The 25,907-nt window shown below is 70.9% G+C and carries 29 protein-coding genes, 1 tRNA gene, 1 pseudogene and 1 riboswitch; of the genes and pseudogenes, 20 read left to right on the forward strand and 11 right to left on the reverse strand.

The genetic code is table 11. The annotated features are described in order from the left end of the window. Window positions 1-11: 11 nt before the first annotated feature. Both K6U06_RS03895 and K6U06_RS03900 read right to left on the reverse strand, forming a co-directional pair. Complete coding sequence (locus K6U06_RS03895) at window positions 12-1,004, reverse strand: acyl-CoA dehydrogenase (protein ID WP_262320588.1); 993 nt, start codon at window positions 1,002-1,004, stop codon at window positions 12-14. Beyond that, the gene (locus K6U06_RS03900; RefSeq protein WP_262320589.1) at window positions 1,001-2,161 is read right to left on the reverse strand and encodes an acyl-CoA dehydrogenase family protein; all 1,161 of its coding nucleotides are present in this window, start codon (window positions 2,159-2,161) and stop codon (window positions 1,001-1,003) included. The genes K6U06_RS03895 and K6U06_RS03900 overlap by 4 nt, the downstream gene beginning before the upstream one ends. A 74-nt stretch (window positions 2,162-2,235) precedes the next feature. On the opposite strand from K6U06_RS03900, the gene K6U06_RS03905 reads away from it, so the two are divergent. The 3 genes from K6U06_RS03905 to K6U06_RS03915 are packed head-to-tail and all read left to right on the forward strand — an operon-like array spanning window position 2,236 to window position 4,255. Then, window positions 2,236-2,703 (forward strand): nuclear transport factor 2 family protein, encoded by a 468-nt coding sequence (locus K6U06_RS03905; RefSeq protein ID WP_262320590.1) that lies wholly within the window; start codon window positions 2,236-2,238, stop codon window positions 2,701-2,703. Then, complete coding sequence (locus K6U06_RS03910) at window positions 2,700-3,491, forward strand: alpha/beta fold hydrolase (protein ID WP_262320591.1); 792 nt, start codon at window positions 2,700-2,702, stop codon at window positions 3,489-3,491. Before K6U06_RS03905 ends, K6U06_RS03910 begins: the two co-directional genes overlap by 4 nt. Next, complete coding sequence (locus K6U06_RS03915; protein WP_262320592.1) at window positions 3,488-4,255, forward strand: enoyl-CoA hydratase-related protein; 768 nt, start codon at window positions 3,488-3,490, stop codon at window positions 4,253-4,255. Before K6U06_RS03910 ends, K6U06_RS03915 begins: the two co-directional genes overlap by 4 nt. 12 nt (window positions 4,256-4,267) lie before the next feature. On the opposite strand, the gene K6U06_RS03920 is transcribed toward K6U06_RS03915, so the two are convergent. The 3 genes from K6U06_RS03920 to K6U06_RS03930 all read right to left on the reverse strand — a co-directional run bounded on the left by K6U06_RS03920 (window position 4,268) and on the right by K6U06_RS03930 (window position 5,752). Next, window positions 4,268-4,729 (reverse strand): pyridoxamine 5'-phosphate oxidase family protein, encoded by a 462-nt coding sequence (locus K6U06_RS03920; RefSeq protein WP_262320593.1) that lies wholly within the window; start codon window positions 4,727-4,729, stop codon window positions 4,268-4,270. Between the two features lie 111 nt (window positions 4,730-4,840). Beyond that, window positions 4,841-5,215, reverse strand: coding sequence for a WhiB family transcriptional regulator (locus K6U06_RS03925; RefSeq protein WP_262320594.1), 375 nt, complete (start codon window positions 5,213-5,215; stop codon window positions 4,841-4,843). A gap of 69 nt (window positions 5,216-5,284) precedes the next feature. After that, on the reverse strand, window positions 5,285-5,752 hold the full coding sequence (locus K6U06_RS03930; RefSeq protein WP_262320595.1) for a CoA-binding protein: 468 nt from the start codon (window positions 5,750-5,752) through the stop codon (window positions 5,285-5,287). 184 nt (window positions 5,753-5,936) lie between these two features. Here K6U06_RS03930 and K6U06_RS03935 point away from each other — a divergent pair, with 184 nt between their 5' ends. Then, window positions 5,937-6,368: a CBS domain-containing protein gene (locus K6U06_RS03935; RefSeq protein WP_262320596.1), complete on the forward strand. Its 432-nt coding sequence runs from the start codon at window positions 5,937-5,939 to the stop codon at window positions 6,366-6,368. Between the two features lie 13 nt (window positions 6,369-6,381). On the opposite strand, the gene K6U06_RS03940 is transcribed toward K6U06_RS03935, so the two are convergent. Further along, on the reverse strand, window positions 6,382-8,124 hold the full coding sequence (locus K6U06_RS03940) for an ArnT family glycosyltransferase (protein WP_262320597.1): 1,743 nt from the start codon (window positions 8,122-8,124) through the stop codon (window positions 6,382-6,384). 77 nt (window positions 8,125-8,201) lie between these two features. Here K6U06_RS03940 and K6U06_RS03945 point away from each other — a divergent pair, with 77 nt between their 5' ends. Beyond that, a complete protein-coding gene (locus K6U06_RS03945; protein ID WP_262320598.1) occupies window positions 8,202-9,761 on the forward strand; it encodes a DUF2079 domain-containing protein in 1,560 nt (519 codons plus the stop codon). Here the strand turns inward: K6U06_RS03945 and K6U06_RS24495 are convergent. Together K6U06_RS24495 and K6U06_RS03960 are read right to left on the reverse strand one after the other, a co-directional pair. Further along, window positions 9,748-10,272 (reverse strand): UGSC family (seleno)protein, encoded by a 525-nt coding sequence (locus K6U06_RS24495; RefSeq protein WP_316044689.1) that lies wholly within the window; start codon window positions 10,270-10,272, stop codon window positions 9,748-9,750. The genes K6U06_RS03945 and K6U06_RS24495 overlap by 14 nt on opposite strands. A 5-nt stretch (window positions 10,273-10,277) precedes the next feature. Then, window positions 10,278-11,801: a thioredoxin family protein gene (locus K6U06_RS03960; RefSeq protein ID WP_262320601.1), complete on the reverse strand. Its 1,524-nt coding sequence runs from the start codon at window positions 11,799-11,801 to the stop codon at window positions 10,278-10,280. Between the two features lie 61 nt (window positions 11,802-11,862). Between K6U06_RS03960 and K6U06_RS03965 the strand changes: the two genes are divergently transcribed. From K6U06_RS03965 to K6U06_RS03990, 6 genes are all read left to right on the forward strand, one after another. Continuing rightward, window positions 11,863-13,575: a SulP family inorganic anion transporter gene (locus K6U06_RS03965; RefSeq protein ID WP_262320602.1), complete on the forward strand. Its 1,713-nt coding sequence runs from the start codon at window positions 11,863-11,865 to the stop codon at window positions 13,573-13,575. 124 nt (window positions 13,576-13,699) lie between these two features. Beyond that, a riboswitch (TPP riboswitch) is annotated at window positions 13,700-13,785 on the forward strand. A gap of 6 nt (window positions 13,786-13,791) precedes the next feature. After that, window positions 13,792-14,412, forward strand: coding sequence for a thiamine phosphate synthase (thiE, locus tag K6U06_RS03970; RefSeq protein WP_262320603.1), 621 nt, complete (start codon window positions 13,792-13,794; stop codon window positions 14,410-14,412). Further along, entirely contained in the window at window positions 14,409-15,539 is a 1,131-nt protein-coding gene (gene thiO / locus K6U06_RS03975; protein WP_262320604.1) for a glycine oxidase ThiO, read from the forward strand. The genes thiE and thiO overlap by 4 nt, the downstream gene beginning before the upstream one ends. Then, window positions 15,536-15,742 (forward strand): sulfur carrier protein ThiS, encoded by a 207-nt coding sequence (gene thiS, locus K6U06_RS03980; protein ID WP_262320605.1) that lies wholly within the window; start codon window positions 15,536-15,538, stop codon window positions 15,740-15,742. The genes thiO and thiS overlap by 4 nt, the downstream gene beginning before the upstream one ends. 1 nt (window position 15,743) lies before the next feature. After that, window positions 15,744-16,514 (forward strand): thiazole synthase, encoded by a 771-nt coding sequence (locus K6U06_RS03985; RefSeq protein ID WP_262320606.1) that lies wholly within the window; start codon window positions 15,744-15,746, stop codon window positions 16,512-16,514. A gap of 53 nt (window positions 16,515-16,567) precedes the next feature. Next, on the forward strand, window positions 16,568-17,164 hold the full coding sequence (locus K6U06_RS03990) for a thiamine phosphate synthase (protein WP_262320607.1): 597 nt from the start codon (window positions 16,568-16,570) through the stop codon (window positions 17,162-17,164). A gap of 63 nt (window positions 17,165-17,227) precedes the next feature. Here the strand turns inward: K6U06_RS03990 and K6U06_RS03995 are convergent, their stop codons facing one another. Beyond that, window positions 17,228-18,112, reverse strand: coding sequence for an NAD(P)H-binding protein (locus tag K6U06_RS03995; RefSeq protein WP_262320608.1), 885 nt, complete (start codon window positions 18,110-18,112; stop codon window positions 17,228-17,230). A 101-nt stretch (window positions 18,113-18,213) separates the two neighbouring features. Here K6U06_RS03995 and K6U06_RS04000 point away from each other — a divergent pair, with 101 nt between their 5' ends. From K6U06_RS04000 to K6U06_RS04040, 9 genes and pseudogenes are all read left to right on the forward strand, one after another. Beyond that, window positions 18,214-18,858, forward strand: a complete 645-nt coding sequence (locus K6U06_RS04000; protein ID WP_262320609.1) for a TetR/AcrR family transcriptional regulator — start codon at window positions 18,214-18,216, stop codon at window positions 18,856-18,858. Between the two features lie 504 nt (window positions 18,859-19,362). Continuing rightward, entirely contained in the window at window positions 19,363-19,869 is a 507-nt protein-coding gene (locus tag K6U06_RS04005; protein WP_262320610.1) for a hypothetical protein, read from the forward strand. Beyond that, entirely contained in the window at window positions 19,863-20,198 is a 336-nt protein-coding gene (locus K6U06_RS04010) for a type II toxin-antitoxin system PemK/MazF family toxin (RefSeq protein ID WP_262320611.1), read from the forward strand. Before K6U06_RS04005 ends, K6U06_RS04010 begins: the two co-directional genes overlap by 7 nt. A 166-nt stretch (window positions 20,199-20,364) precedes the next feature. After that, window positions 20,365-20,592 carry a hypothetical protein gene (locus tag K6U06_RS04015; protein ID WP_262320612.1) on the forward strand — a complete coding sequence of 76 codons (228 nt, stop codon included), beginning with the start codon at window positions 20,365-20,367 and terminating at the stop codon, window positions 20,590-20,592. Further along, on the forward strand, window positions 20,592-20,954 hold the full coding sequence (locus K6U06_RS04020; RefSeq protein WP_262320613.1) for a hypothetical protein: 363 nt from the start codon (window positions 20,592-20,594) through the stop codon (window positions 20,952-20,954). Before K6U06_RS04015 ends, K6U06_RS04020 begins: the two co-directional genes overlap by 1 nt. Before the next feature lie 366 nt (window positions 20,955-21,320). Next, a complete protein-coding gene (locus K6U06_RS04025) occupies window positions 21,321-21,569 on the forward strand; it encodes a DUF2283 domain-containing protein (RefSeq protein ID WP_262320614.1) in 249 nt (82 codons plus the stop codon). A gap of 455 nt (window positions 21,570-22,024) precedes the next feature. Then, window positions 22,025-22,352 (forward strand): annotated as a pseudogene (locus K6U06_RS04030) (type II toxin-antitoxin system RelE/ParE family toxin). Then, a complete protein-coding gene (locus K6U06_RS04035; protein WP_262320616.1) occupies window positions 22,349-22,627 on the forward strand; it encodes a helix-turn-helix domain-containing protein in 279 nt (92 codons plus the stop codon). Before K6U06_RS04030 ends, K6U06_RS04035 begins: the two are co-directional and overlap by 4 nt. A gap of 562 nt (window positions 22,628-23,189) precedes the next feature. Then, the gene (locus tag K6U06_RS04040; RefSeq protein WP_410050982.1) at window positions 23,190-24,326 is read left to right on the forward strand and encodes a Fic family protein; all 1,137 of its coding nucleotides are present in this window, start codon (window positions 23,190-23,192) and stop codon (window positions 24,324-24,326) included. Between the two features lie 46 nt (window positions 24,327-24,372). Here the strand turns inward: K6U06_RS04040 and K6U06_RS04045 are convergent. Together K6U06_RS04045 and K6U06_RS04050 are read right to left on the reverse strand one after the other, a co-directional pair. Further along, window positions 24,373-24,459 (reverse strand) — tRNA-Leu (locus K6U06_RS04045). A gap of 141 nt (window positions 24,460-24,600) precedes the next feature. Further along, window positions 24,601-25,899: an ammonium transporter gene (locus tag K6U06_RS04050; protein ID WP_262320618.1), complete on the reverse strand. Its 1,299-nt coding sequence runs from the start codon at window positions 25,897-25,899 to the stop codon at window positions 24,601-24,603. Window positions 25,900-25,907: the final 8 nt, after the last annotated feature.

Raw genomic sequence — 25,907 nt, forward strand, 5'->3', positions numbered from 1 at the left:
GGTGATCCTGTTCATCGGGTGATACGGGGCCAGAGGGCGTCCGCTCCGCTGCTAGCGACCTCGCTGCCGAGCCATCTCCTCCACTCCCTGGCCTGCCGGTACTCGTGGCGCCAGGCCCACAGCAGCCGGGTGTAACGCTGCAGGCCGTACTCGCGAGTCACTCCCATGGCGCCGTGGGCCTGGTGGGCCGCCCTCGTCCCCTCGATCGTTGCCTCATCGACGATCACCCTGGCGGCGGCCACCTCCCACGCTCCGCCTCCCCCCTGGACCGTGCGCACAGCGGTTTCGGCGGCCATCGAGGCCCGCACGGCAGACTGCGCCACGGCAACCAGGTGGTGCTGGACGGCTTGGAACGTGGCGATCGGCCGCCCGAACTGCCGGCGCTGGCTGGTGTAGTCGATGGTCATCTCGCTGATCGCCTGGAGCGCCCCGGCCGCCAGCACGACGCGGGTGAGGCATCCGTCGCGCTGGAGGTCGTCGGCGGCCCCGTCGGGCAGCGGGGCGGTCACCAGCTCGGAGAGGGCCACGTCGAAACGGACGTCGTCACGGGGCTCATCGGCCATGTTGAGCCGGCGTTCGATCCCCAGCTGCTCCGGGCGGGCCGCCGCCAGCACGGGGCTGCCGTCCAGGTCGACCACAGCCAGGACCTGGTCGGCCTCGGCGGCCCAGGCGACCACCGCGCTCCCCGTGAGCCGGCCGTCGACCACGGCCAGGCCTGGTCCGGGCACCACCGCGAGCGATCCGCCGCTCACCTTCAGGCCGGCGCCGGCCAGCAGCCGGCCTCCGAGCATCGTCTCGGCGATCGGGGCGGAGGTGGCATGCCTGCCGGCCACCCTCAGCACCGACGCGGCGTCTCGGAGGTCGCCTCCTGAACCGCCTGCCGACTCCGGCACCGAGACCCACGCGAAGCCGCCCGCGGCCAGGTCGACCCACGGGTCCTCACCCGGGGGGGTGGCATTCAGTAGCCGCTCGACGGTCTCGGCGAGGAGATCCTGCCCGGTCACCGGGAGCCCCCGGAGGGCGCCAGGCCCTTCGAAGCCACCGATCTGAGGATCTCGTTGGTGCCGCCGCGGATGGTGAAGGACGGCGCAGTGAGCGTGGCGGTCACGAGAAGCCGCTCGAACATCGAGCGGGCAGGCAGCCCCGGCTCCAGGTCGATCAGCGCCTGGATGCCGGAGAGGACGTCCTGCTCGAAGCGGGTGCCCATCTCCTTGACCAGTGACGCTTCGATCGACGGCGAGCGGCCCTCGTCGACGGCCCTGGCGATCGAGAGGGTCAGGTGGTGCAGCACCCAGTAGTTGGCAGCAGCGGCCCCGAGAAGGTCGGCTACCTCATGCGGCACCGGCCCACGCTCGAGGCCACGGAGGTACTCCTCCACCACGAGATAGGTGCTCAGCCAGCGGTCCGGCCCACCCCGCTCGAAGGCCAGCTCGGAGGTGTTTTGTGTCCAGCCGGCGCCGATGGTGCCGAGGACTTGTTCGTCGGGCACGTACACGTCCTCCAGCATCACGTCGCAGAAGTCCGCGGTTCCGTCGATGAAAGGGATCGGGGTGGCGACCACGCCATCCGCGCTCAGCTCGACCATCAGCTGCGACAGCCCGCTGCGCTTGTCGCCGCCCTCCTCAACCGGCGTGGTCCGGCACAACACGATCATCCAGTCGTTGACGGCGGCCCCGGTCGTCCACACCTTCCGACCGTTGAGGAGCCAGCCGTTGCCATCCCGGACGGCTCTGGTCGCCAGTGACGCCAGGTCGCTGCCGCTGTCGGGCTCGCTCATCCCGATCGAGAACGACAGGATGCCCCGGCAGATCGGGGGCAGGAAGCGTCGCTTCTGCTCCTCGGTCCCGTACCGGGCGATGATCGGCCCGGACTGGCGGTCCGCCACCCAGTGGTGTCCGACCGGGGCTCCCCAGCGCAGCAGCTCCTCGGTCACTACCAGCCGCTCCACCATGCTGCGCCGGTGACCGCCGTACTCTTCGGGAAGGGTCATCCCGAGCCACCCCCGCCGCCCGAGTTTCGCTGAAAAAGCCGGATCCTTGGCCGCGTTCATGCCCAGCCCGGGGACGAAGGAGCCCCTCGGCAGCTCTTCGGTCAGGAACTGCCTCACCTCGGCTTGCAACGCCCGCTCGACGGCACCGAGTTCTGTGACCTCGAAGTGCATGGCTGCTCCCCTCCTTTCTCCGTGGACTCCCCGGTGCACATGACAGTAGCGTCAAGTGGGTTACCGTCATCGGCGTGACCGATCGCGTCGAGATGCAACCCTGGGTCCTGAGCGCACGTGAGCAGATCCGGGACCTCGTCGCCCGATACAACGCCAACGGCGACACCGGGCGATTCGAGCAGGTGATGGAGCTGTTCGCTCCCGACGCCGTTATGGAGGTGCCGGGCGGTCGGATCGAGGCCGGTCATGAAGGGATCCTCGGCATCTTCACCGGGGCGCAAGACCGCGGCCGCGCCGCGGATACTTCGTTCTACTTGCGGCACATGACCGCGACCCATCAGATCGATATCCTCGACGAGGCCACCGCCGCCGGCCGCTGCTATTACCAAGTGCTCACCACTGTCGGCCTGGATCACTGGGGGCGCTACATCGACCGCTACCGCGTCGTCGAGGGTCGGTGGCGTTTCGCCCACCGGAGGGTCACCATCGACGGCCAGAGCCCCAAAAGCCTGATGGCCGGACCCACCCGGGGAGGGCAATGAGCTCCCCGACCCCGGCAGACACCGGGCTCGAAGGAGAATCGCGGTGGGCGGCCAACGGCTCGGTCAGCCTTCACTACCTCGACCGGCGCGCCGATCGGCACGAGCCTGCGGTCCTGTTCGTCCCCGGGTTCGGGGAGGACGCCGGAGACTACGTCGCGATGCTCGACGCAGTCGCTCCACGGCGAGCGCTCGCCGTCGATCTCCGGGGCCGCGGCCGCTCGACGGTCCCCGCAGCCGGATACCGGATCGAGGACCACGTGGCTGACCTTGACGCCATCGTCGCCGACGCCGGCCTCGGGCCGGTTCACCTGGTCACCTACTCCCGGGGCACGGCCTACGGGCTGGGATGGGCCCTCTCGGGGGGCGGACGCCAAGGGGGGCCCTCCGCCCGCGTCGCCAGCATCACCATCGGCGACTATCCGCCCGCACATCTGGTGCCACCTGACAACCTCGCCGAAATTGCCGCCACCCGACGCTGGAGGAAGCGGGTCATGACAGATCGCATGCCGGCCACGGCCATAGCCGCCATGGTCCGCGACGCGGTCGCTGTCGACTGGTGGTCGGAGATGGCCGCCTGCGATGCGCCGGTGATGGTCATCCGGGCCGGTCCCGGTGGCATGGTGGGCGACGAGGTGGAGGCGATGTACCGTGACCGCATCCCGGGGGTACGGATGGTGACTTTCGCCGACTCCGGCCACGACCTCTGGTCGCCCGACGCCGACCGCTTCGCAGCCACGCTGGTGTCGTGGTTGGACGAGCTGGAGAGCCAGCAGCGAGTGGCGAGATGACCGCCGCCGACCTGGTGCAAGTGGAGCGGGACGGACCCGTGGCCCTCCTTGTGCTCAACCGGCCCGAGGCCCGCAACGCCATGGATGCGGCCCTGGCGCAGGCCACGGTGGATGCCATCGAAGGCTGCCAGGACGCCGCTGCCATGGTCCTCACCGGAGCCGACCCGGCCTTCTGCGCCGGCCTGGACCTACGCGCCCTCGGCGTCGATCGCCTCACGGCTCTACCGGGCTTCATCGCCGCTGCCGCCTCGTCCCAGGTGCCGATGATCGCCGCGGTTAACGGCGCGGCAGTGACCGGCGGCCTCGAGCTGGCGCTGGCCTGCGATTTCATCGTGGCGTCCGAGCAGGCCCGCTTCGCCGACACCCATCTCCGAGTCGGTGTCTACCCCGGACCCGTGTTGGTCGAGTTGCCCCGGAGGGTAGGCATGGCACGCGCCCGGGAGATGTCACTGACGGGCAACTTCGTCGACGCCGACACGGCCCTGCGGATCGGGCTGGCCAACCACGTCGTCGGGCACGAGGACCTCGTACCCTTCGCCATGGACTTGGCCCGGGCCGTCGCCGAGCAGGACGCCACGATGGTCCGGGCCATGCGGCGCGACTGGGACGCGACGGACCGGCTGCCCGTCGCGGAGGCCCACCGGCTGCACGGGGAACACGCGGAGCAAGGCGGCTTCACGACCGTGGCTGCCGGCGACATCGCCGCCCGCCGGGAGACGGTCATTGATCGCGCTCACCGGCAAGCTCCGGACGCTGGCCCCTGAGGGGCCGGGGCCTCACAGCTTGCGAAAATCCCACGAAACGACCTTCTCGGGCCGCAGCCTGAGCCAGCCGTGACGGCCGTCGGACACGAAGTCCCCCCCGGTCCCGAAGTACTTCTCGGCGAAGCGCCGCTCCGGGTCGGCTAGCACCTCGTCGGGAGCCGAGGTTCGGGGTACCTCCCCCACCTGCTCGAGCGAACCGGTCATCTCGACGCCCCGCAGCTCGCCGTACTCCCGGCCGGCGTCGACGACCACGCTGACCGCCGGGTTGCGTTCGATGTCGGCCCACCGTTGGCTCTTGACGATCGAGTGCAGCCACAGCGCGCTGCTGTCCCAGACGAACCACAGCGGCGTGTTGTGCGGCGCTCCGCCCGGGCCGACCGTCGCCACTCGGCAGGTGCGCTCCTCGCCTAGGAAGCGGTCCAGCTCTTCGGCTGTCATCGCGATTCGCCGCCCCCGGCGCTGCTCCTTGGGCATGGTGCTAGTCCCTTCTGCCTCTCGCCCCCAGGCGGGGACCACGGCATGCTACGAGCCTGCGCCGGCGCCTTGCAGCCTGCGGGCGCTGCGGCCGGCGCCGCCGCGACCGCCTCAGGCCGGTCGGGCCTCGGCTTGGCGCATCGGGGCCGGGGCGCCGAGCGCGCCGCGGCGTCGGGCCCGGGCCCGGTCCGCCCGGTTCATGCCCCCCCACACCCCGTTGAGCATCGGTCCCTCCGCGAAGGCCCAGGCGCGGCATTCGTCGACGACGAGGCACCGGGCGCACACCGCTTTGGCCTGCTCGTCGGCGTTTTGCTCGTCGGTCAGCCAGGACAGCTCCCCGGCGTCGCCGTCGTTGAACCAGGAGATGTAGAAAGGGGCCTCGTGGCAGGCGGCATCGGCGTGCCAGGCGGGCCTGCTGCGCTCGAGGATGCCCAGGAGATCCTCGACGCCCAAACCCGAGGGTAGGTCGGCCGTGAAATGAGCCATAGTCAACACATCGGGTGGATCACGGAAATCCTAAGGAAAACTTCTGCCGGCGGGTGTAAAGGCGCCCGGTCAGGGGCCCGAAAGCGTCCCGGCCAGGTGCCGAAGCCCGCGGTGCAGGCGGTGCACGCCCTTCACCGGCTCCAGGAACATCAGCGGGCAGGCGCCGGCCACCACCGGCACGCCGCGCTGGTCGCACACCCGGACCGCCTCGTCTGACACCGCGCCGGGGCCCGCCCCCTTGAACAGCCAGATGCTGCCTACGCCCGCGTCGATGCAGTCCTCGACCACCGCCGCGGCGTGATCCCGGCCCACCATAATGATCGCCCCCGCCACCGCGCCGGGGATCGCCGCCACGGAGCGGTAGCAGTCGGCGCCCGCCACGTGAAGGGAGGTCGGATGGACCGCCACCGTGTCCACGCCGGCATCGAGGAGCGCCTCGACGATCGTCCGACCGAAGTTCTTGGGGTCGTCGGACGCGCCGACCACGGCGATGCGCCCCGAGGAGAGGAACTGCCTGGCCTCTGCGGTCACGATCATACGGACCTCCTCTCGCCCCGCTCCCGCGGTCTGCCGACGACGCTAACCCCGCCCGCCGGGAGGTCATAGGGTCGAAAGCCCCTTCAGGCCCCGACCCGGCCACGGGCCTTCCCCGGGCGGCGGCCCGGTACTACGCTGCCGCGGGGCACCGGGACCTCACCGACGCCGCGAGGGGGGATGGCTTATGAAGGTGGAAGCGCTGCTTCGCCGGAAGGGCAGCGACGTGGTGACGGTACGACCCGACGACCGTGTCGGCGTCGCGGTACGGAGCCTGACCGAGCACAACATCGGCGCGCTGGTGGTGTCCCCCGACGGGCGCACCGTCGAGGGGATCGTCTCCGAACGTGACATCGTCAACCGTCTGGGCCGGGGACCGGCCGGGCTGCTGGAGTCGACGGTGGCCTCTGTGATGGTCACCGACGTGCAGACCTGCAGCCTCGCCGATGACGTCGCGTCCCTGATGAGCGTGATGACCAACCGGCGTATCCGCCACCTGCCCGTCGTCGAGGGCGGCGCGCTGGCTGGCATGGTCAGCATCGGTGACGTCGTGAAAGCCCGGGTCGACGAGCTCGAAGAGGACCGCGACCGGCTGCACGACTTCATCAACGCCCGCTGAGCGCCAGCCGAGCTCAGCGGGAAGCCGCCACGCTCCCGTCGCTCCCGGACCGGCACAGCCCGGCCGGCTCGACCGGGGCCGCGACGCCGGTCGGGGCGGCCAGGAAGTCGTAGAGGAGGATGGTCCCGTCGAGCTGGCCGACCGGGCAGTAGGCCCGGAGCCATCCGAGCTGCGAGTAGCCGCCGGCGGTGAGCACCGACGACGACACCGCCACCCACCCAGTGACAGTCCGGGGGTCGACCGCCACCAGCCGACCGGCGCGCCTGACAAGCAGCGGCCGGGCGCCTGGGATGTCCCCGACGGTCAACGCCAGGCCGGAGTACGCCACGAACGCCTTCCTCGGGGTCGCCCACCGGCGCAACGAGTAGAAGTCCTGGCCCCAGTCCTGCGACGAGTTGCTGGCCACCTGGTAGGACGGGCCGAGCCCCGGGTTGACCCACGCCAGCGAGTGCGGAGCGGACCCGACGGTCTCCACGACGGCCACCGCGGCCGCCGCGGCCATGAGCCCCCCGGCGGCTACCGCCGCGGGTCCCCGGCGCCGAGCGGGTCGCCCGTCTTTGACGGCCCGGGACCGAAGCGCCGAGGGGACCTCGGCGATCGGCGACGCCAGGAGGGCGCACAGCGCGACGATCGGCAGCGCGTAGCGGACCCCGATGTCGCGCTTCACCTGCAGCAGCGCGATCGCCAGCGCGACGGCCGGGACCCCGAAAGCGGCCAGCACCTCCCGCCGCAGGCGTCGGGGCAGTCGGGGGTACGCGAACGGGCCGGCGAGGACCAGCGCCAGCAGCGCCCACGGCACCTTGACCGCCAAGCTGAGCGGCCAGTACCACCACCGCCCGCCGGTCCACGACCAACCCAGCAGGTAGCCGACGGCGGGCCGAGTGTCGTGGGTCAACAGGTAGCCGACGCCCTGCACGAAAGGCTCCGGCACCACGACGTAGGGCAGGACCGAGGCCGGGTCGAACACCGCGTAGCCGGCGCTGAGCGACAGCCACCCGGCGACCGCTACGGGCAGGACGCGTCCTGCTGCGTTCCACCGCTGCTTCCGCCACCCGGCGGCGACCACCACCAACAAGGCGACGCCGGCCAGCCCGAGCCCGTCGGCGTTGGCCAGGATCACCCCGCCGCACGCCGCTCCGAGCACCAGCAGGCGACGCCGGGACGGCGCCCGCACGGCTAGGAGCAGCGCCCACCCGAGGAGCATTGTCGCCAGGGTCATCGGCACGTCGACGCCGTCGAGGTGGGCCAGGCCGAGGGTCAACGGGTCGGCGAACCACACGACCGCGGCGAGCAGCCCGGCCAGCGGCCCGAACAGGGTCCTGCCGAGACGAAACAAAAGGAGGCCGACCGCGGCCGCCTCGGCCAGCGGGACGAGCCGGGCCAGGAGCATGACGAGGCGTAGCTTCCCGGCCCGAAGCTGGGCCTGCGCGAACGCGACGGCGTAGGGATGCTGGTCCATGTGCCGGTAGCCGGGGGGGATCACCGGGTGCGCGAGCAGGACCGGCAGGGCGGCGAGGGCCTTGCCGAGCGCCGGGTGCTCGTCTTCGAAGGTGACGTCGTGAGCGGTCAGTGCCAGCACGCCGGCCGCTACGTATGTCGGCTCGTCGTAGGTGGGCGCGTCGGACCACGCCTGCCAGACACCGAGCGCTACGAACACCGCGCAGAGGACCACCGCGACCACGCCCGGCCACCGCCGCGCCGGCGCCTCGGGGTCAGCCGCCGAGGTGGGCGGCGCCTCCAGCACCTCGTCGGCCATGGCGCGGACACTACCGGCGCTTTCGCTTCGGCCCCCGCCACCTGCCGGGCTGCGCCCGGAGCGGTAGCGTCCCGGCGGTGACCCGGTCGGAGCGTGTCGTCGCCGCCGGCGGCGCTCACCGGGACGCGGCGGCGACCCGGGAGGCCAGCCCGGCGGGGTCGGGCCCGTGGCGCAGCCCCCGGCTGCTGGCCGGCGCCGTCCTGGCCGGGTATCTGGCTGTGCTGGTCGCGATCTCGCTGCACGAGTACCGCACCTTCAACCTGAGCTGGGATTTCGGCCAGGCCGAGCAGGCCTGGCACCTGATCGCCCACGGGACCCTCGACCCCTACGACTCCCTTCACCATCACGCCTGGTGGCAGGACCACGCGGCGCTGCTGATCTGGCTGCTGGCGCCGCTGTACTGGCTGGCGCCCAACGACGGCTTGACCCTGCTCGTCGTCCAAGACGTCGCCATCGTGGTGGCGGTGGCAGCCGCCGCCGACTGGGCGGTGCTGTTCTGCACCCGCCGAGGGGCGCGCCCGGCGGTGACCGCGACGTGCGTGTCGGCGCTCCTGGCGCTTTGCGTGTTCAACGTCGGCCTCTACGCCACGGTCCTCTACGACTTCCACGACCAGGTGCTCGGCGTCGCCTTTTTGGTGCTTACCGGTCGCGACGTCTACGCCGGCCGGAACCGTCGGGCGGTGCTGTGGGCGGCGCTCACGTTGCTGTCGATGGACCTCAGCGCCCTCAACCTGGCGGCCCTAGGAGCGGGCCTGGCCCTCACCGAGCGCCGCCTCCGCCGGCCCGGGGTGGCGATGGTCGCTGCGGGAGCGGCCTGGTACCTGGCGGCGGGACTGCTCGGCGGGACCAAGGGCACCACTCTCAGCTACTACGACGCGCTGGCCGGGCGGCGCCTGACCGGCGGCCTCGGCGACTACCTGTCCATCCTTCGGGGGGCCGCAGCCCACCCGTCGCGGGTGTGGCACCAGCTCACCGTCTACCGCTACCGCCTCTACGAGGATTTGATCCCCTCGGGCGTGATCGGCCTGCTCGAGCCGGCGGTGCTGCTCCCGATCATCGTGGTGGTCGTCCCCGGAGCGTTGAGCTCCTACGGAGGGTTCGTCAAGCTCGGCTTCCAAAACTGCGCCGCCTACATCCTCGCCGCGCTCGGCACCGCGCTGGTCCTGGCCCGGATGGCGACCCGGCCGGGCCACCGGTCCCGGCTGTGGCCGGTGGTGGCCGTGGCGGCGGGCGCCGTCGCCGTCGGTTTGGCCTGCGACGGGTCGGTCGCCGTTCGAGGCGCCGAGGTCGACTACAGCGTGTCGGGCGCCGCCGCGCACCAGCTCGCCGCGGTCCGCCAGCTGACACCCGCCGAGGCCGAGGTGGCGGTCCCCTTCGGCGTCGTGGGACGGTTCTCGGGCCGCCGATACGTCTACTTGATCCATGACCTGCCGTGGACGCTGCCGGTGCGAGCCAGCCGCGTCGAGGTGGTCTTCGCTCCCCGCGCCGGCAACGAATGGCTGCCGCTGCCGAAGGTCGCCGCCGCGGAAGCCGCTCTCGTCGGCCGGTACCGGGCGCGGGTCTTGTACCTCGGCTCCGAGGTGCAGGCCTACACCGTCGAGGACGCCCCCATCGGCGCCACGATCACCCTCCCGTGACGCCGCCGGGGCGTCCGAGCAGCCGGCCGACCAGCTCGTCGAGCGCAGCGTCGGCCAGCGCCCGCATCTCGTCATCGGTCCGGTCTTGGATCGGGTGGGGGACGAACACCGACGCGGGGGTCACGCCCAGCGCCGCCGACTGGGCCGCGGCGGCGTCCACGAACGTGCTCGACGCCACGAACACGCCGGGCACGCCCCGGCCTTCAAGATCGACGATGTCGTGCACACTGCACGACGTGCAGCTGCCTCAATCGGCGAGCGCCTCCATCACCGCCTGACACTCCAACGCGATCTCGTGGCGGAGGTCGATCGGCGCCGGCTTGGTGTAGGTCGGCTTCTTGTAGCGCCGGGTGACGACCCCCCGCTGGCGGAGCAGCTCCTCGATCCGGTCGAGGAACACGTTTCCTCGCGGCTTGGAGATGTCGAGCAGCCCGACGGTCACTCCGGCCAGCGACGCCAGCCGCGGCGCCAGCGGGCGGCTGGCGGAGCCGATCTCAGCGGTCGGGTCCATAAGGACTACACCCACGGCGTGACCTCCCTCGTGACGGGTTCGCTGCCCTCGGCACCGTTGACCCAGCCTCCCATGACAGCAGAGAACATCCCCGCGTCGCCACCGCAGTGCACCAGCAGCAATCCGCCGTCACGGAACTTCGGCAGCACCCGATCGGCCAACCCGGAGGGGATCCCCTCCGAGATGCCGCCCGCCCCCTGCACCAGCTCGGATCCCGGCAGCTGGAGCAGGCCTTGCAGCTCGCCGACCAGGCGGCGGCGGTCCCAGCCCTCCGCCGCGAAGGTACGCAGATGCTCGGGTGACACCGCCACGATGGCGTCGAAAGCCATCGGCAGCTTCGGATGCCCGACGCTGCGCAGGCAAGCCGCGAACGAGCGGGCCAGCGAGGCCGCGGTGCGGGACTTTTGATCGACGATCCCTCGGGGGGCTTCCCCGGCGAACAACGTGACCGCTGACGTCCCGCTCGGCACGCCTCGCTCTTCCGCCAGCGACATCCACCCCGCGGCGCGCGCCGGGCCCTCCGACTCGGCGAAGCACAAGCCCGCCTTGCCGGGGTTGCCGAAGGTGGCACGGTCCACGCCACCGGGGCGGCCCCCGCCGACGTTGCGGATCACCAGCTGCAACGCCCGACCGATCGTCGAGTTGGCCCGGGTGCCCTGCCCGAACACGTTAACCCCGCTGTTGATCCCGACCGCGGGTGCGATCGGACCGTTGACGACGAGCACCGGGCCAGCGAAATGGGTGGTGGCGAGCAGACCATGAGCGTTGAACTCCGTGGTGCAAGCGGCCTCCACCGCGGTCAGCACGACGGGGAGGTACTCCGGGCGGCAGCCGGCCATGACCGCGTTGACGGCCACCTTCTCCACGGTGCACTCGACGAGGTTGGGCGGCACGACGGCCACGACGTCGGTCGCGGCGCGGGTGGTGCCGGCGAGCATGCGCAGCACCCGCACCTCGGTCGGGGCGACGAGCGGAAGGCCGTCAGACCAGCCCCGGTCGTACATCGCCTCCGCTTCGTCCTCGGCGCTGGCCAGCTCCACCCGGCGGGACCGCAGCGGGCTGCGACCGAAGCGAACCGCCAGCGTCTCGGGCATCCCGACGTCGTGGGTGCGCGACCCGCACCCGGGGCGGTAAGGCGGCAGCGCCGGGAACGCTGCTCCCAGGTCGACGCCGAAGAACTCGGACCACCGCCCCACCTCCCACCCCACGACCCGGCTCTGCTCCCGACCGTCGACAACCCGCACGACGGTCGGGACCGTCTCGATGTCGAGATGGAAGCTGACCGCGAGCTCGCGGTCGTCGATGACACCGGGGACGCCGTCGGGGAAGGCCGGGTCGTCTTGGCTGTAGACCGCGGCGATCGCCCCGTCAGCGGCGAGGCGGGCGATGACTGGGGCCACCAGCTCGCAGGTCGGGCAGTCCCGCTTGAGGACCGCTACCACCCCGTCGGGCACCGCCGGCGGAAACGGGCCGCCGGGTGCAAGTGGCGCCTCGGCGCCGACCGTCGGGCTGGGCGGCTGGTTCCCCACCGCGCCACCATACGCCCCGGCATCGCACGGTCGCCGGGGGCAGTGGGCGATGATGACCGCCATGGCCCAGGCGAGGACACCAACGGACCGCGACGGGAGCAGAATCCCGGAGGTCTTCTCGTCGCTCAGGGGCTACCAGGCGTCGTGGGCCGGCCCCGACGCCATCGCCGGGGTGACCCTTCTGGTCATCGCCGTCCCCGAGCAGATCGCCACGTCGAGGCTGGCCGGCATGCCCCCCATCACCGGCCTGTACGCGTTCGTGGCCGGCACCGTCCTCTTCGCCCTGGTCGGACGCAACCCCCGGATGTCGGTGGGGGCCGACTCGACGATCGCGCCGCTGTTCGCGCTGGGCGTGGCCCAGTTCGCGCCGGCCGGGACACCGCGTTACGTGGCGCTGGTCGGGCTCCTCGCGGTCCTGGTCGGGGCGCTGGTGGCGGCGGTCGGGCTGCTGCGGCTGGGGTGGCTCGCGGAGTTCCTCTCCGCTCCGATCATCACCGGATTCCTGGCCGGCATCGCAGTGGTGATCGTCATCCACCAGCTCCCGGACCTGCTCGGCATCCCCTCCTCGAGCGGCTCGAACCTCCATCGGGTCGGCTACATCGCCACCCACCTCGACGGGGTCAACGGCTGGTCGGCGGGGATCGGGGTGGCGGTCCTGGCCGCGGTGGTCGGCGCGGAGCGCGTCGACCGGCGGATCCCGGGCGCGCTCGTCGGCCTGCTCGCCTCGACGATCGTGGTGGCGGCCGCCGGTCTGCGCGGCCACGGCGTCGCTGTGCTCGGCCACGTGGTGCATGGCGCCCCCCGCTGGGGTCTCGCCGGCCTGTCGTGGAGCGCGGTGCGCGACACCGCGCCCATCGCCGGGGTCGTGGCTCTGGTGGTCATCAGCCAGTCGGCCGCGACGGCCCGGGCCTTCCCGGGCAGCGCCGAGTACCAGGAGGACACCAACCGGGACTTCGTCGCGGTCGGCGCCGGCAGCATCGTCGCCGGGCTCGCCGGCGCCTTCCCGGTGAACGCCAGCCCGCCCCGGACCGCCGCGGTGGCCTCCGCCGGCGGCCGCTCGCAAGCGGCCGGGCTGGGGGCCGCCGCCGCCGTGGTGCTGCTGGTCCCGGCCGCCCGGCTTCTCACCGACGTTCCCGTGGCGACGTTGGCCGGTGTGCTCATCTTCGTGGCCGCCCGGATCTTCCGCGTCGGGGACCTCGTCGCGGTGCTGCGCTTCGACTACGTCGAGTTCGCCTTGGCCGTGGTCACGTTGCTGACCGTCGCGCTGGTCGGGGTGGAGCAGGGCATCGGAGTGGCGGTCGGGCTGGCCATCTTGGACCGCACCCGTCTCAGCGCCCGGCCCCAGCTGCACGTGCTCGGTCGGATCCCGGGGACCACCAGCTGGGCGCCGCTCAGCGGTGTCGAGCACGCCGCGCAAGTGCCCGGCGTCCTGGTCGTCCTTTTCGCCACGCCGCTTTGGTACGCCAACGCCGTGCACTTCCGCGCCGAGCTGCAGACCGCTCGCCTGCGGGTTGCCGGCACCCTCCACGCCGTCGTCCTCGACGCCATCGGGATGAGCGACATCGACTACACGGGAGCCAAAGCCCTCGCCGAGGCGCTCGACGACCTCGACGAGCAGCAGATCGGATTCGCCATCGCCAGAGCCGGCGAGCACGTCCGCGTCAGCCTCGAGCGCAGCGGGCTGCTGGCCCGCATCGGCGAGGACCACCTGTATCCCGCGGTCGACGAGGCGGTGACCGCTCTGACCGCCGGCGGCGCTCCCCGCCAGCCCTAGCCTCCTGGCTGCTGGTTCGCCGGGCCGCCAGGATGGGGCTTCGCCTCGCTGGAGTCGCCGGTCGGCTGCCCGAGGCTGGGACTTGACAGTCCCCTCACCGGCCGTTAGACCCGGTGCTCGATAACACGGGAGCCCGGTGACACCGGACTGAGAGGGGCGCTCGAAGCGCCCGACCGTCGAACCTGATCCGGGTCATGCCGGCGAAGGGAGCGTGGAGTGCCGGGCCGCCTGCATCTGATCACCGACACGAGGTCCGGCCTGGATCCGTTGGCCGCGCTGCCCGCCGCCCTGGCCGCCGGCGTGGACGTCGTCCAGGTCCGGATGAAAGAAGCGACCGACCGTGAGGTCCACGCCGCGACCCGCCGGGTCGTGGCCATGTGCGACGCCCACGGCGCGACCTGCATCGTCGATGACCGCCTCGACGTGGCGCTCGCCGCCGGCGCCGCAGGCGTGCACCTCGGAGCGGAGGACCTGCCGGTGGCCGACGCCCGGCGGGTGGCCGGCGCCGGGTTCGTCATCGGCGCGACCGTCCGCGATCCCGACGCGGCGCTACGAGCCGTCGACGACGGCGCTTCCTATCTCGGTGTCGGACCGGCGTTCGCCACCTCGACCAAAGCCGGCCTGCCGGCGCCGCTCGGCCCGGCCGGCATCGCAGCTGTGTGCGCGGTCGCCGGCGTGCCTGTGATCGCCATCGGCGGTGTCCGGGCCGGCCGGGTGGCCGCCTTGATGGAGGCCGGCGCGGGCGGGGTGGCCGTCGTGGACGCCGTCTACGGCGCGCCCGACCCGTCCGACGCGGTCCGGGCGCTTCGCGCCGCGCTCGACGAGGCCGGAGCTTGACCGGCCCCGACGTGGTCGTGGTGGGCGGCGGGGTCATCGGCTTGTCGCTGGCGTGGCGGGCGGCGACGGCCGGCATGGCGGTGACGGTGTGCGACCCGACCCCCGGGCGAGGGTCCTCTTGGGTCGCGGCGGGGATGCTGGCGCCGGTGACCGAGGCGACGACCGAGGAGCGGGACCTGACCCGGATGGGGCTGGCGTCGATCGCCCGCTGGCCGCGCTTCGCCGCGGACCTGGAGGAGGAGACCGGCGTGGACGTGGGGCTCCGCCAGGACGGGACGCTCCAGGTCGCGTTCGACAACGACGACCGGCGGGCCCTCGACCATCTGGCGGCGGTACACCACGATCTCGGATTGGCCAGCGAGCGGTGCTCGTCGAGCCGGTGCCGGGCCCTCGAACCGGCGCTCAGCCCCGGCGTGCGCGGCGGGCTGTTCGCCGGCGACGACTGGCAGGTCGATCCCCGCTCCGTCGTGGCCGCGCTGCGCGAGGCCCTGCAGCGTAGAGGCGTCCCGGTGCTGCGCACCGCGGTCCGCAGCGTCGGGGTCGGACCCGGCGGCCGGGCTACCGGCGTCGACACCGACGACGGGGAGTTCCGCCGGGCGGGGGCGGTGGTGCTCGCGGCGGGAGCCGACTCGGCGAAGGTGGCGGGGGTCCCGGACGCGGCGCGGCCCGCGGTCCGCCCGGTGAAAGGAGAGATCCTTCGGCTGCGAGCCGAGCCCACCGAGGTCCCCTTCACCCGGACGATCAGGGGCAGCGTGCAGGGGCGCAGCGTGTACCTGGTCCCGCGGCTCAACGGGGAGGTGGTGGTCGGCGCGACGATGCAAGAAGCCGGTTACGACACGACGGTACGGGCCGGCGCGGTCCACGACCTGCTCCACGCCGCGATCGACCTGGTACCCGCGATCGAGGAGCTGCGCCTCGTCGAGGCCGCGGCCGGCTTGCGCCCCGGGAGCCCGGACAACGCGCCGCTGCTCGGAGCGTCGGGGACCCCCGGACTGCTGCTCGCGACCGGTCACTTCCGCAACGGCGTGCTGCTCGCGCCGCTCACCGCGGACGCGCTGGTCGAGGTCCTCGCCGGACGGCCGCTGCCGGCCGACGCCGCGGCGGGCTGCGCCGGGAGGTTCCAGTGATCACCGTCGTCGTCAACGGCGAAGCACGCGAGGTAGAACCAGCGTCGAGCGTCGACGCGCTCGTCGAGGACCTGGGGTGCGGGCGGCGGGGAGTGGCGGTGGCGGTCAACCTCGAGATCGTCGCTCGAAGCGCGTGGCCGGCGACGCTGCTCCAGCCCGGCGACCGGGTAGAGGTCCTGCGGGCCGCCCAGGGAGGATGCTGACGTGGACGACCACTTCCAGATCGCCGGCACGAACATGACGTCCCGGTTGATCCTCGGCACCGGCGGGGCGTCCAGCATGGAGGCCCTGGAGGCGGCCATCCGGGCGTCGGGAACCGAGATGGTCACCGTCGCGCTCCGGCGGGTGAGCGCCGGCGTGCCCGGCTCGGTCCTCGACGTCTGCGACCGGACCGGGGTTCGGGTCCTGCCGAACACGGCCGGCTGCCGCACCGCGCGCGAGGCGGTCCAGACAGCCAAGGCCGCCAGGGAAGCGTTCGAGACGGACTGGATCAAGGTGGAGGTGGTAGCCGACGACCGCACCTTGCTGCCCGACACCGGAGAGCTGCTCGACGCCGCCGAGACCCTCGTCGACCTCGGGTTCGTGGTCTTGGCGTACACCAACGACGACCCGGTAGTGGCCACCAGGCTGGCCGGGGTCGGTTGCGCGGCGGTCATGCCGCTTGGATCCCCGATCGGGAGCGGCATGGGGATCCGCAACCCGTACAACCTGGCGCTCATCAGGGACCAGGTCCAGGCGCCGGTCATCCTCGACGCCGGCGTGGGGACCGCGTCGGACGCGGCCATCGCCATGGAGCTTGGATGCGACGCGGTCCTGGCCGCTTCGGCGGTGACCCGAGCCCGCCGCCCGGAGGTCATGGCCGAAGCGATGGGCCTGGCCGTGCGTTCCGGGCGGCTGGCCTATCTGGCCGGACGGATCCCCCGCCGGTTGTACGCGCAGGCCAGCACCACCGAGCTCGGCGTACCCGAGCTGTGACCGCCCCGGCGGCGGAGTCGGCGCCTCGATCCCTCCCGCGCCTACCCTCCGTCGTGGTCCTCACCGACGGCGCCGGCACCGGGGGCCGGCCGCTCGCCGATGTCGTGGCGGCAGCAGTCGAAGGCGGCGCTCGGGCGGTGGTGCTGCGCGAGAAGCATCTGCCCAGGACCGAGCGGGCGGCGCTGGCCGATCGCCTCCGGCCCCTCCTGGCCGCCGTCGGCGGCCTCCTCATCGTCGCGTCGGACCCTGCCATCCCCGCCGACGGCCTGCACCTGGCCGCCGCCGACCCGATGCCAGCGCCCGGCCCGGCGCTCCTCGGTCGTTCCTGCCACGACGCCGCCGAGGTCGCCTCGGCAGCCGCCGAAGACTGCGCCTACGCGACCCTGTCCCCCATCTTCACCACCGCGTCCAAGCCGGGGTACGGTCCGGCGCTGGGGCCCGCAGCCCTCGGCGGCCACCCGCTGCCGGTGTGGGCGCTCGGCGGCGTCACCGCCGGCAACGCCGGGGCGTGCGTGAGGAGCGGCGCTGCCGGCGTGGCGGTCATGGGCACGGTCATGCGCGCCGACGACCCGGCGGCGGCCGCCGCCGCGGTCATCGCCGCCGCCGAGGAGGCCCTCGCCGGGCAGGCCCGTGCCTCTCAACGCCGGTAGGCGGTCCCCGCATCGCTGCCGGCGGGCGCCGGAGGGCTCCCTCGACGAGGCGACCGCACCCGATCAGGGCAGCCGAGCGGCGGCCACTGGTACCAGCACCTCTCGGCACCAGGTGCGAAAATCCGTCGCGGTCGGCGTTGCGAAGGCCCAGTCGGCTTCGTAGATGCCCTCTTGTGCCGCAGTGAACGTCTCGACGGTCTCGGTGATCTGCCCTTCGGGGGCGTTGACGGAGCGCAGGGAGGCCACCAGGTCGTCGATGCTCGCCGGCACGTAGGCGATGGTCCGGCCGAGCTCCTCGCCCATCACGGCGGCCATCTGGTCGGGGGTGAGTCGGTCTGGGCCGAACACCGGAAGGTTCTCCTGGCCGGACCAACTCAGGTCCGCGAGCAGGTCAGCCGCGGTGCGTGCGATGTCGCGGGTCGCGATGGTCGGCATCGCCACGTCGGCTCCCCACGCGAGCGAGAACGATCCGCGAGACACGATGCTGTCCACCTGGCGCAGCAGGTTCTCCATGTAGAAGGGCATGCTCAACGCTCGGTAGGCGGCTCGGGACCTTCGCAGTTCGGCGTCCATGGCGAACGCGGAGGACAAGACCCCGGCGGGTTTGGCCCAGCCGTGCCCTGCGCTGGAGACGCCGACGACGTGGCCGACGTCGTGGCGGCTGATTGCTTGGGAGGCGATGCGGGAGAAGCTGACGTAGTGCTCATGGGTGCTCGGCGCTGCTGGGTGCGGGGGCACCAACCAGAACACGGCGTCGGCCCCGGACAGCGCGGCGTCGAGCACCGCAGGGTCCCCGTGCGACCCAACGACCACGTCGGCCCGGCGCCGGGCGTCATCGCTCAGCCGGGAGGCGTCCCGGGCGATGACCCGCAGCTCGCTGCCCCGCTCGAGCAGTTCCCGCACCAGCTCACTGCCGATCTGTCCGGTGGGGGCGGTGATCACGATCATCGAGTAGATCCTTTCGCGGGTTCTGAAAGTAGACGGCACCGTACCGTCTACTTCGGGACTGTAGACTCACCCGTACCGTTCGGCAACCAGGAGATACGTCGATGGCACGGCGCGGGGCAGCTCTTCGCGACCACATCCTCGACTCGGCAAAAGTGGCCTTTCTCGAGTCGGGCTTCGAGCGCACCTCGATGGACGCCATCGCGGCGCGAGCCGAGACCTCCAAGCGGTCGCTGTACGCGTACTTCCCGACCAAGGACAACCTCTTCGTGGCGGTCGTGGCGAGGATCCGGGAGCAGTTCGCGGCGCGGCTCTTGTCACCCTCGGCCTACGCGGCGGATCCGCCCGAGGCGATCGCTCGCTATCTGGCACGCTTCGACCAGCTGCTTCGATGGTCCTCCGTGGTCCTCACGCTGCGGGTCGGGATGGGGGAAGCCGACCGGCTGCCGGCGGTCGCGGCTGGACTTGATGACGCGCTCTTCGGGGTGGCCGATCGCCACCTCGATGACTACCTAGCGTCGCACTACCGGGGGGAAGAAGATGCCCTAGCGGTGATGCGCGACCAGCTCCTCGGCTTCGCCGTGTACCCGCTGCTTCCCAGACTCCTGCTCGGGGTCGAGCCGATGGAGGACGTGCTCGGCGACGCCGACGGCGTTTCCGCCGCGACCATTGAGCGGGCGCGCGCCGCGACGCGCGCAATCATCGATCTCCATCTTCACAGCGGGCGCGTGAGCCCAAGCGGCGCCTAACTCGCTCAGCCCCGGCTGCCTCGGCGTCATCGGCGGCGGCCAGCTCGATGATCGACCCCGAAATCCGGGAGTGACAACCCTGCAAGAAGCCGTGACCGGCGAATGGCTGGAAAGGGCGAATGAATTCCTCCCCAGCGGCCGCCTTGTCGTCCTGCGCACCGAGGCTCGACGGGATCGATGAATCGACCGAGTCGCTGGAAGGCGCCCGGGCCTGAGAGCGGAAGCCGCCGAGGAGCTCGGTGAGCCCCCGGCTCGGGGCTGACTCGCCGCCGGCGAGTTTGCGCCGGTCGCACGGCCGCGTTGCTCCAGGCAGCACACTCAGTCGACATCCGGTTGTGCGTGTCGAACGCCAACTCGCCCGCCGCCTCGCCGACATGGCCACCGACACCGGCACCCCCACCGAGGCTGACCGGCAATGGGCGCGCTTCGCGCTCGGACTCGACTGACGCCTGGAGTCACCCTGGACACAGCCGGACTCGCTCCATCGAGCGAGGCGACCGGCGCGTGCAGGCGCTCCCCGGCGAAGCCCACCTGACCGGCGCAGACCTCACCATCCCCGCTGGAGCACTCGCACAATGCTGGCGAGGAAGCCCCCCGTCAAGACGCCTCGCCCGGCTCCTCGAACTCCACAACGTCACCGTCGACCCCAGCGACGCAGCCGCCGCAAAGGCCGCCGGCATCCGCTGCGGACAAGCCGACACCCACGACCTCCTCGACGCCTCCGACCTCCTCACCGCCCGCGGTTATACCTGTTATACTAGATACGTGAAGACGGCCGTGTCCTTGCCGGATGACCTCTATGAGCGTGCCGAGCAGGCGGCTCAGCAGCTTGGCGTAAACCGCTCCCAACTCTACGCACGCGCCCTGACCAAGTACCTCCAAGACATCGGCCCGGACCCCGTCACGGACCGACTGAACGCACTGGCCGACGAACATGCCAAGGAACGGACGGCCCCCGAATCATCGGCGGCGGCCCGCTCGATGATCGACTCCGGCGGCTGGGAGTGGTAGCGCGCGGAGAGGTCTGGTGGACAGACTTCGGCGATCCGGCGGGTTCGTCGCCCGGGTACCGGAGGCCAGCCGTCGTGATCTCCTCCGACCGCTTCAATCGGTCTCGAATCAACACAGTGATCGTGGCGGCGATCACGTCCAATACTCGGCTGAGCCGCGAGCCGGGGAACGTGACGCTGCCAGACGACCTGTTGCCCAAACCTTCCGTCGTCAACGTGACAGCTCTATTCACAGTCGATCGCGACCAACTGGTCGACCACGTCACGGACCTCCCCGCTCTCGAATCCAGGGCGCTCGACGACGGGCTTCGACTGGTCCTCAGCCTCTAACAACCATCGAGAGAGGGTCGTGAATGCACACGCTAAGCGCAGCCCCGGGCCATACGTCGTGGCGGCTCACCTCGGTATCGGAGGACCAGACAGCATCTAGTCGTACCACTGCGACATGGCGATTGGCGGCGTGGCCGCCGGCCGACGACGCCCGTACCATCGAACTATGACCACGAAGCTGGCGACAAGCCTCCCGGACGAGCAAGTCGCAGCCGCCCGGCAAGCCGTCAGCGAAGGGCGAGCCACGTGGGTCTCCGCGTACACCGCCTCATCGCTCGCCAAGCGGATCCGCAACGACCAACTCACCGACCTCCTCGCCGACATGGCCACCGACACCGGCACCCCCACCGAAGAAGCCCGGCAGCAGGCGCGCGGCGCGCTCGGACTCGACTGATGCCTGGGGTCACCCTCGACACCGGCGCCCTCATCGCCATCGAAAGAGGCGACCGGCGCATGCAGGCCCTCCTCGACAAAGCCCACCAGGCCGGCGCCGACCTCACCATCCTCGCCGGGGCACTCGCCCAATACTGGCGAGGAAGCCCCCTGGAGCACGCCTCGCCCGGCTCCTCGGACTCGACAACGTCACCGTCGACCCCATCGACGAAGCCGCAAAGGCCGCCGGCATCCTCTGCGGACGTTCCGGCAGCCACGACATCGTCGACGCCTCCGACATCGTCACCGCCCGACTTCACCCGCAGACGGTCATCACCAGGGACCCCGACGACCTTCGGGGCCTGGACCCGCAACTGCGACTAGTCACCCTCTGAAAGTCACAGGTGGTCGTGTCGGAGGGGGACTTGCCCACCTGCGACACACGAAGTCGTGTTCGATATCGCTGCTTGAGACTACGGATGGCTCGGGTCCCCAATCGTGGAACTTCGGTTCAGTGCTCATGCTCTGGAGCGGATGGCCGAGTGACTGATCGACGAGGCCGAAGTCGCCGAGGTCATCCGACTCCCCGGACGCTGAACGTCCGAGCGAGGGCAGGGAAGACCGCTCGGTGGTGGTTGGCGTCACCCCGGCCGGTCGTGTCCTCATGGTCGTCGTAGCTGGGACCGATCCGAACGTGGTGGTGACGGTTGCAGAGCGTAGGCCGGCTCCTCGCCGGTAGGATCGCGGCCAGTGCTCGTCACCTACGACCCTGAAGTCGACGCCTCGTATGTCCGTGTCTCTGAAGGAGCAATTGTGTCGACCGACAGCTTTACGGACCTTCTGGCTGTCGACTTGGACGCTGCCGGGGTCCCGGTAGGTCTCGAGGTCCTCAAGGCTCCCGGTGCCGTGACTTCCGCCGACGAGGCCGTCGTGACAGACCGTTACCCGACCCTTCGGGATGCATTCGAAGCACTGCGCCGTATCGCCCAGCCCGCCTGACGCCGCCGGCGACGTGACCGAGGCTTCATCAGCCTTGGGCCCTAGACGGCCCCTCACGACGGGCAAGGAGCGTCGCCTATGTGGTTGCGTTTGTTTCGTTTACGGGCTGGGACAACACCACGTCGAAGTTGAAGGAGCGAGACGTGACGGCACCAACCCCTCTCGGCTGAGAGCCCCGTCGCGCCCGCCCCCGAGGAGAGGGAACTATTACGCGCCCTCGACCGTTATCGCCCTGCTCCCACCTCGCCGGCAGCGACGGCAAAGCTAGTTGCGCCAGACGGGCGCGAGTTCCTCCTCCCACCCTCGATGTACGAGGTTCTCCGTCAAGCCGCCCAGGGGAGACATGGCCACCCGCGCCACGCGAGACCGTGTTCGATCTCGCTCGCTGACATAGCGGGATGGCGTTCGAGTCACCACTCCCACCCATCATACAAGATCTTGTATGATGGGTGGGAGTGGTGAAGAAGCTCACCTTTCTGGGGTCATCGCTGGATGACATCCGGCGGTTCCCTGAGAACGCCCCGGCGCCGGGCCGGGTACCAACTGGATCGGGTACAGCACGGTCTCGATCCCGACGACTGGAAGCCGATGTCCTCGATCGGATCGGGCTGCCGGGAGATCCGTGTCAGAGACAAGGACGGAACCTTCCGGGTGTTCTACGTCGCCACTATCGACGAGACGGTGTACGTGCTGCACGCCTTCCAAAAGAAGACCCAGAAGACCTCGAAAGCGGATCTGGACCTGGCCAAACAACGATACGGAGAGATCAGGAACGAACGATGACGGACAGCAAGGAGAGCTACGACAGCGTCTGGGACGCCATCGAGAACACCCCCGCCGAGGCAGAGAACCTGCGCATCCGAGCCGCCCTGATCAGAGAGATCACGGAGTACATCCGCCGTGAGAACCTCACGCAGTCGGCGGCAGCCAAGCTCTTCGGCGTCACCCAGCCACGGATCTCCGACCTGGTGCGAGGCAAGATCGACCTGTTCAGCATCGACAGCCTCGTGAACATGCTCGCCGCCGCCCACCTCCGAGTCGAGATGAGGGTCGCCTGAGGACCCGAGCAGATCCTCAGAGTGGTTTCTGAAGCAGGCTCCGCATCTCGCCGCCCGGGCCGAGCATGACCGGGGTTTCGAGGCTGTCGTCATAGGCGAGCCGCGGCGGGCGTTCCACGGCAACCGGTTCAGCCTTACCTTGCCGGTCTTCGTCCGCTACGGCGATCCCTATCGGCACCAAGGTCGGAGTCGCCGTCGACCTGGCTCCGAGGCCCACGACATGCTCATGAACCTCTTCGGCGGCATGAACGAAGGCCGGCGCTCGTGGGGGTTCAACTCGGTGTCGGAGGGGGGACTTGCCCATCTGCGACACGCCAGGCCTTCTTCGATCTCGCGACTTGACAGGCAAGATACGAAAGGATCCTCAAATATCCTTGCGTTAGATCCCAGGGTGGGCAAAGATGTCCCTTACGAAAGGATCGCTGGTCTTCGTTTTGTACTGGTGAAGGAGTGAAAGGATCGGCCGACGCCCGAGTTCATCGATCGAGTATGGGAAGGCAGCGGCTACGGCGCCCGCCGGGACCGCCGGCCGTTCCGTTACCAAGCACTCGTCCCCGACCACATCCGGGATTGGGACGAGCCCCTCGCCGGCCGTGCCGCTGAGGCAGTCGCATCCGCAACGGCCGCAGTTCGAGAGCTCCAATCAGCGGGCGCGGCCCACGATCTCGAGACGCTGGCCGCCCCACTCCTGCGCTCAGAGGCGCTCGGTTCGTCGTTCATCGAAGGCTTACGGGCGTCGAACAAGCGCGTCGCCCTAGCTGCCTACGAACCACTCGCCGCCGATGTGACAGCGAGAGCCGTGCTCGGCAACGTGCGCGCCATGGAGCAGGCAGTCGACCTCGGTACCGCTAAAGAGCGCATCCGCGTCGACGATCTCCTTGACATCCATCGCACTCTCCTCGAAGGAACCTCCGAAGAGCGATGTGCAGGTGTCGTTCGCAGCGACCAGAATTGGATCGGTGGACGAGGGCTGAGTCCCGTCGACGCCACCTTCGTCCCCCCTCCTGAGAGCCGCGTCCGCGATCTCCTCGAAGATCTCGTCGCGTTCGTGAACCTCGACGATCTGCCAGCCATCGCCCAAGCCGCGGTGGCTCACGCCCAGTTCGAGACCATCCACCCTTTCGGCGACGGCAACGGACGCACCGGACGCTGCCTCATCCACGTCATTCTCCGCCGGCGCGGCCTCACGCCGTTTCTCGTACCACCCGTCAGCGTCGTGCTCGCCACCAACGCCCGCCGGTACGTCACCGGCCTGGTCGACTTCCGCGAGGGACGGACCGACGACTGGATTGGCATCTTCGCCGACGCCACCGCGGCAGCCGCTGCAGCGGCCACCCGACTTCGGACCCAAATCGACACGTTGCTCGACGACCTGATCGACCGGGCCGGATCGCCCCGGGCGGACTCCGTCGCCCGCAAAATCATTCGTGGTCTTCCAGCACAGCCGGTCGTCAACGCCGACACCGCCGCAGCGCGCCACGACGTCACCCCCACCGCAGCACGAGCTGCTCTAAACCGTCTCCAAGAGGCCGGAGTACTAGTGCCGACCCGTGTCGGTCGCCGCCGAGACCGGGAGTGGATCAGCGACGAACTCTTCCACCTCCTCGACGCGTTCGAGCACGACATCGGCCAAACCCATGGCGACGACGCACACCGGCCCGCTCCACCACCGACTCGCCCGCCCCGACATCAGGGCTGATCGATTCGCGCAGGAACTTGAGCCGTCGCGTGGGGGTTCAACTCGGTGGTGTCGGAGGGGGGACTTGAACCCCCACGTCCTTGCGGACACTAGCCCCTCAAGCTAGCGCGTCTGCCTATTCCGCCACTCCGACGTGGCGCACCTGGTTCCTGTGCGGATGAAGAGCATAGCCCGTCGCCACCCCGGCCCGCAGGGGACGTCGGCAGGCGCGAATGACGCCACGCGACCGGGCCCGGCGAGAGCCGATGGGCGCCCCAGCGGCCGATCGTTGGGCTCAGCTGGCTCCCCCGCCGCTTGAGGGGCGCCCCTCGGGTCCTTGCATGGCCCCCAGCCCCCCGTCGAGGTCGTAGGCGCTCTCCTCGTGCTGGCTCAGATCCAGCCCGGCGAGCTCCTCCTCGGGGTCGACCCGCAGCCTGAGGACCCGGTTGAGGCACCAGGCGAGCGCCGCCGAGCCCGCGAACGCGTATGCGGCGACTGCGACCAGGGCCAAGGCCTGGCGGCCGAGCAGCGTGAACCCGCCGCCGTAGAAGAGGCCGTTGGCGCCGCGGACCGCAGCGGACCCGAACAACCCGACCAGCAGCAGACCGACGACCCCTCCGACGAAGTGCACGGCGAGGACGTCGAGGGAATCGTCGAGGCCGATGCGGTACTTGATCTCTACCGCCCTGGCGCACAGGGCGCCGGCGACCAGCCCGATCACCGTGGCCCCGAGGGTGTTGACGTACCCGCAGGCCGGGGTGATCGCCACCGCGCCGGCCACCGCCCCCGACGCCGCGCCGAGCGTGGTCGGCCGGCCGGTACGGATCCACTCGGTGGCGATCCACGCCAGCAGCGCAGCCGCGGTGGCGGTGTTGGTGTTGATGAACGCGCTGCCCGCATCGGCGACGCGAAGGGCCGAACCGGCGTTGAACCCGAACCACCCGAACCACAAGATCCCCGCGCCGAGCACCGTCAGCGGCACGGAGTGGGGGCGCATCAGCTCCCTGGGCCATCCCCGGCGCCGGCCGAGGACCAACGCCAACGCCGCGCCGCTCATGCCGGAGCACACCTCGACCACCGTGCCGCCGGCGAAGTCCTCTGTACCCCTCGACGCCAGCCACCCCTGCGGGGAGAACACCCAGTGGGCGATGGGGGCGTACACCGCGATCGTCCAGCAGGCGACGAACACCGCGAACGCCGCGAACCGCATTCGGTCCGCCACCGATCCCGACAGCAGCGCCGCGGTGATGACCGCGAACGCCAGCTGGAACGCCACGAACACCACCGGCGGGATGGTCTGCGCCGCGGCACCGGTGAAGCCCGGTACCGGCTGGCTCATGTGGGCCAGGCCGGCGAAGTGCAGCGTGCCGAGCAGCCCGGCGCCGCCCCAGTCGGGACCGAACGCCAAGCTGTAGGTGCCCCACACCCACAGCAGGCTGACGACGGCCATAGCCACCAGGTTCTGCATGAGCATGGCCAGCACGTTCTTGCGCCGCACCATGCCGGCGTAGAAGAACGCCAGGCCGGGCGTCATGAAGATCACCGTGCTGGCGCTGACCAGCACCCACGCGGTGTCACCCGTGTCGACGTGCACCGTGACCT

The sequence above is a fragment of the Acidiferrimicrobium sp. IK genome (genome assembly GCF_025499425.1).
Classification (GTDB): Bacteria; Actinomycetota; Acidimicrobiia; order Acidimicrobiales; family Palsa-688; genus Acidiferrimicrobium.